Below are 4,091 nucleotides of genomic sequence, written 5' to 3' on the forward strand. Positions count from 1 at the left end.
CGCCAGGACGATGTGCGAGGCGACCCGGGCGGCGGGGGACGCGCGGGCGGAGGGCCGGGCACGCACGACCCTCACCGACGTGCTGCTGGTCTCCGGCCGCATCCAGCAGGCGGAGGAGCAGGCACGGCTCGCCATGGAGCTCGCGAGCTCCGTGCAGGACGCGACCGCCGTGAGCTGGACTGCCAACAGCCTCGGGCTCCTCTGCCTGCACCAGGGCCGGTACGCGGAGAGCAAGCCCTTCTTCGAGCAGGCCATCGAGGGCTGCCAGGCCGCGGGCAACCGCCCGGTCGAGGCGACCGCTCTGGGCAACCTCTCCCGGGCCCACCTGGGCATGGGCAGCATCGAGAAGGCCGTGGAGATCGCGCGGCGCGGTCTCGCCGTGCACAGCGAGATCGGCCGGACGGTACGCCTCGCCAACGGTCACTTCGCCCTGGGTGTCGCGCTGACCCGGGCGGACCGTCACTCTGAGGCTCTCAGCCAGTTCTCCGACGCCCTGCGCATCTTCAGCGACCACAGGCAGCGGCTCTGGGAAGGGGCCACCAACTTCCGTGTCGCCGAGGTGCACCTGGCCGCCCGGCGTCCGGCGCAGGCTGCCAAGCACGCCGAGCAGGCTCTCGCTCTGGGCTGCATCGGCGGCGACAGGACCCGGGGCAACGTCCTGGTGCTCCTGGGGCACGCGCTCGCGGCACTGGGCCAGGCGGACCGGGCCAGGGCGTGCTGGCGCGACGCGCTCAGCCTCCACGAACAGAACAACGCACCCGAGGCGGACGAGGTCCGAGCGCTGCTCTCAGCGCCCAGCGCGGCCTGAGAGCGGACGTTCAGCATTCGTTTATCTCCACCCGGCACTCTCGATACCAGTCACACCGTCGCGTCGGGGGGCAGGCGGGGTGACCGGGAGCGCAGTTGATGTGCGCCTCCGACGCCCGTCCAGCAGCCCTCGGGGGAGCTTCTGGACGGGCGTTCCTCACTCGTCACCACTGCAGAGGAACTCAAGCTCATGAGCGACAACGAGAAGGACCAGGACGTCACTTCGCAGGACCAGCCCACGACGGACGAGACCGTCAGCGCGCTCGAGAACGCCATGCCCACGCCGCCGGCGCCGGGCCCGGACTCCATCAGGACGATGGAGAACGCCATGCCCAGCGAACCCGCCGACATCAGGACGATGGAGAACGCGATGCCGGCGCCTCCCGCCCTGGACCTGGACGGCAAGTAGACCTTCATCCCGACGGGGATCGGCCGCGGTGGCGCGGAGGGGGAGCCACCGCGGCCGAGGCGTGTCCGGGAACAGGACCTGGCCGTTGTACGGCGGGAACCGTTCGGTCGCGTACTTGCGGCCGAGCAGCCCGGTGTCCCGTAGCAGACCGATCGCCTTCTCGACCACGTCGCGCGTGACCGGCTCGACGACGATCCGGGACATCACCCTTGGTTGCCATAGCGCTGTTCACCCCCTCCCCTCGACTCGTACCCGCACTCGCACCACACCGTCTTGCCCGCCGCTCCCTGCTCCACGCCCCAGCGCAGCGCCACGGCGTCCAGCAGGGCGAGCCCCCGGCCGGTCTCGTCGTCGGCCGTAGCGTGCAGGACGACGGGGAAGGCATGCGGACCGGAGTCGGTCACCTCGACCACAATCCGGCCGACCCGGCCGACCTGGTCAGCCCGTTCAGCCCGTTCAGCCCGTTCAGCCCGCCGCGAGACTCGGACCCGCACAGGAGTGCCCTCTCCCACATGCCGGATCACGTTGCCGACCAGCTCGGAGACACACAGCTGGACGTCGGGGCAGGGAACGCCCAGGCACCGGCTCACGGTTCGCCGCAGCTCCGGCACCGCCTCGGGGACGGCCGCGAGGTCCAGATCAAGCAGCACTGTGACTGCAGCCTGGCGCTCGCTCGGGTTCAGGTCGAGGGTCATGTGCGGGCACACCTTCCGTGCTCTGTGTGACGAACCCGTCACACACTGGCGTCAGGCGGCGTACCGTGAAAGGGATTTCGGCTCCCGGGCGTGAACCGTGGAACCAGGTACGGCAGCAGCGGAACGGCGGCAGGACATGGTGCGGCGCAAGGACATCGACGGCTCGGAGAGCGTCCCCTCCTTCTACGGCAAGGAACTGCGGTGGCAGCGGGAGGAAGCCGGGCTCACACTCCAGCAGTTGGTGGAGGGAAGCTTCTACGGGCTGAGCCACCTCAGCGAGATCGAGCGCGGGGAGCGCCGTATGCCCCGCGACCTCGCGGAGCACGTCGACCGGATCCTGAAGACCAACGGGTTCTTCGCGCGCCGCTGCGAGGACGTCCGCAAGGCCCGCGGCAAGGGGCACGCGAGGTACTTCGAGAGGGTCCTGGAGGCGGAGCGTCAGGCGGAGAGCATCGAGGAGTGGTGCCCCACCCTCTTCCCCGGACTCCTCCAGACCGAACCGTACGTCCGCGCTGTCATCAGGGCCACGCACCCGCTGGAAGCACAGGAGAAGACGGACGAGAAGGTGCACGCCCGCCTCGCCAGGGCCCGCCTCTTCGACGACGACGCGACGACCCCGGAGTACTGGGTGATCCTCCATGAGTCGCTGTTGCGGCTCCCCATCATCCCTCCGGCACAGATGGCCGAACAGCTCGACCGCGTGGCGGAGTTGGCCCGGCGGCCACGGATCACTCCGCAAGTACTTCCGTGGAATTGCGGGGCGCACCCCCTGATGCTGGGCACCGTCACGGTCATGGCGTTCCCCGATGCCCCACCCCTCGTGTACACGGAGTCCCCGTACAGCGCCTCCACCATCGACGATCCGACCCTCGTGAAGCAGTACCGCAAGGCATACGATCGGCTCAGGGCCGCCGCCCTGTCACCGGAGGCGTCCCTCGCCCTGATCGAGGAAGCGGCAGAGGACTACCGAAATGGCAAGCAGCGAGTCTGACTTGAGCACCGCGCGCTGGAGGAAGAGCAGCTACAGCAACGGCGACGGCGGCAACTGCGTAGAGGTCGCCGCCCTCCCCGGGACCGTCCCCGTCCGCGACTCCAAGACCGCCCACCACGGCGGCCCCGTCCTCCTCTTCCGGACCCCGGCCTGGACCGCCTTCCTGGCAGAGGTCAAGCAGGGGCGTACGACCTGAGTGGTCGACACGCCTCTCACACGGTCATGACCGTCACGTCGTACTGCGGGATCACGTAGACACCGGGCTCCGTATCGAGAAGGTCCTTGATCTCGCTGGACAGCTCGAGTCGTCCAGCCACCACAGCACCGCGTGCGTGCCGAGTAGCTCAGCGCGTCCTGAAGTCCGGGCGGCGGGTGGAGAACAGTTCCGCCTGCCGCCCGGCGGGCAGATTGCCGAGCGCCACCAGGTGCGCGGCGTGCGCGAGCGCCTGGGCCCGCGTCGCCTCCTGCGCGGCCCAGCACGCCCGTACCGTGCCCTGCACCGCCTCAGCCGGATACGAGGCGATGACGGCCGCACAGCGCACCGCGGCCGCGAGCGCCTCGCCGGCCGGGGTCACCTCGGACACCAGACCCACCTCGTACGCCCGCCGCGCCGACACCCGCTCCGCCGTCCCCATCAGCGCCATCCGCGCCACCTCCCCGAACGGCATGCGCTGCGCGAGGTAGATCGACTCGTACGCGCTGACCATCCCGTACGTTGTGTGCGGATCGAAGAACGTCGCCGTCTCGTCCGCCACGACGAACTCCGCCTCACCGATCAGATAGAAGGCCCCACCGCAGGCCATCCCGTTGACGGCGACGACGACCGGTTTCCAGAGGTCGTTCGCCTTCGGCCCGATCGCGAGGAGCGGATCGTCCACCATGTACGGCGAACCCGGCTGCGGCACCTCGGCGTTCCGGTCGAGCCCCGTACAGAAGGCCCGCTCACCCGCACCCGTGACGACCACGGCCCGCACCGTGTCGTCGTGCCTGAACTCACGCCAGGCGGACGTCAGTTGACCGGCCGTCTCCAGATCGATGGCGTTCAGGCGCTCCGGGCGGTCGAGCGTGAGGACGGCGACCCCGGTGTCCTTGTCGACGACCGTCCGCAGACCGCCAGTACCCCTATCCGTGTTCATCCCCGCTCCAGTACCCACTGAGGCACCCCACCCCCGTCGAACACCGCCCGCAC

6 protein-coding genes are annotated in these 4,091 nt (G+C 69.8%); 4 read left to right on the forward strand and 2 right to left on the reverse strand.

The features are described from left to right. Positions 1–808 (forward strand): tetratricopeptide repeat protein (locus tag FNH04_RS42545; protein WP_152791592.1); only part of this gene is annotated, 808 nt, incomplete at its 5' end. A 189-nt stretch (positions 809–997) separates the two neighbouring features. After that, positions 998–1,216: a hypothetical protein gene (locus FNH04_RS42550; RefSeq protein WP_152791593.1), complete on the forward strand. Its 219-nt coding sequence runs from the start codon at positions 998–1,000 to the stop codon at positions 1,214–1,216. 203 nt (positions 1,217–1,419) lie between these two features. Here FNH04_RS42550 and FNH04_RS42555 read toward each other — a convergent pair whose 3' ends face one another. Next, the gene (locus tag FNH04_RS42555) at positions 1,420–1,911 is read right to left on the reverse strand and encodes an ATP-binding protein (RefSeq protein WP_152791594.1); all 492 of its coding nucleotides are present in this window, start codon (positions 1,909–1,911) and stop codon (positions 1,420–1,422) included. A gap of 136 nt (positions 1,912–2,047) precedes the next feature. Between FNH04_RS42555 and FNH04_RS42560 the strand changes: the two genes are divergently transcribed. Further along, the gene (locus FNH04_RS42560; RefSeq protein ID WP_152791595.1) at positions 2,048–2,902 is read left to right on the forward strand and encodes a helix-turn-helix domain-containing protein; all 855 of its coding nucleotides are present in this window, start codon (positions 2,048–2,050) and stop codon (positions 2,900–2,902) included. Beyond that, entirely contained in the window at positions 2,883–3,098 is a 216-nt protein-coding gene (locus FNH04_RS42565; RefSeq protein ID WP_152791596.1) for a DUF397 domain-containing protein, read from the forward strand. The genes FNH04_RS42560 and FNH04_RS42565 overlap by 20 nt, the downstream gene beginning before the upstream one ends. Positions 3,099–3,246: 148 nt before the next feature. Here the strand turns inward: FNH04_RS42565 and FNH04_RS42570 are convergent, their stop codons facing one another. Next, positions 3,247–4,038, reverse strand: coding sequence for an enoyl-CoA hydratase/isomerase family protein (locus tag FNH04_RS42570; RefSeq protein WP_152791597.1), 792 nt, complete (start codon positions 4,036–4,038; stop codon positions 3,247–3,249). Positions 4,039–4,091: the final 53 nt, after the last annotated feature.

The organism is Streptomyces phyllanthi (genome assembly GCF_009377205.1).
Taxonomy (GTDB): Bacteria; Actinomycetota; Actinomycetes; order Streptomycetales; family Streptomycetaceae; genus Streptomyces; species Streptomyces phyllanthi.

Excerpts from the sequence above, each read along its gene's own strand:
- FNH04_RS42550 (WP_152791593.1), top strand. The coding sequence starts at position 998 with ATGAGCGACAACGAGAAGGACCAGGACGTCACTTCGCAGGACCAGCCC.
- FNH04_RS42555 (WP_152791594.1), bottom strand. The coding sequence starts at position 1,911 with ATGACCCTCGACCTGAACCCGAGCGAGCGCCAGGCTGCAGTCACAGTG.
- FNH04_RS42560 (WP_152791595.1), top strand. The coding sequence starts at position 2,048 with ATGGTGCGGCGCAAGGACATCGACGGCTCGGAGAGCGTCCCCTCCTTC.
- FNH04_RS42565 (WP_152791596.1), top strand. The coding sequence starts at position 2,883 with ATGGCAAGCAGCGAGTCTGACTTGAGCACCGCGCGCTGGAGGAAGAGC.
- FNH04_RS42570 (WP_152791597.1), bottom strand. The coding sequence starts at position 4,038 with ATGAACACGGATAGGGGTACTGGCGGTCTGCGGACGGTCGTCGACAAG.